The organism is bacterium, assembly GCA_030018315.1.
Lineage (GTDB): Bacteria > Hydrothermota > UBA3073 > JACQXS01 > JAGMCI01 > JASEGA01.
Genome location: JASEGA010000070.1, coordinates 263 through 700 on the forward strand (window position 1 = coordinate 263; position 438 = coordinate 700).

1 protein-coding gene and 1 tRNA gene are annotated in these 438 nt (G+C 40.6%); both read right to left on the minus strand.

What is annotated here, in order from left to right; translation table 11 throughout:
* Positions 1-84 precede the first annotated feature (84 nt).
* Positions 85-155: transfer RNA gene (locus QMD71_10085), tRNA-Gln, on the minus strand.
* Positions 156-177: 22 nt separating this feature from the next.
* A partial coding sequence (locus QMD71_10090; GenBank protein MDI6841173.1) for a hypothetical protein occupies positions 178-438 on the minus strand: 261 nt, incomplete at its 5' end.

Below are 438 nucleotides of genomic sequence, written 5' to 3' on the forward strand. Positions count from 1 at the left end.
CAGAGAACATTCAATTCAGTTGGCCAGTATTAATCCCGGTAGATATTCTTTTGAGGAGGGGATGGCTAACCCTCTTTTTTTAAGCTGCGGGGGAACGATTCGAACGTTCATTAATGGCTCCAAAGGCCACTGTCCTACCATTAGACGACCCCGCAAGAGTCGATGAAAGCTACGCTTTCATCTCCACGCTTCGCTAACGCTTGCGTATTCGATGATGGCTAATTCTAAGGGTAATTGAGGGATTGGCGAATATTTCATTTTATTTTCAGCTTCCAGAAAGAGATTTAAAATATTTCTGAGTTCTCCTTCTTTAAAGCTAGCTGCTTGCTTTTCCAGTTTTTGAAATTCTTCTTGGGTTAAACCTGTGATGATAGGATTCTGGGTATCCCCTACTTTAGCTCCAGTCATTTTCAAAATTAAAGCCTGTCTTAAATAATT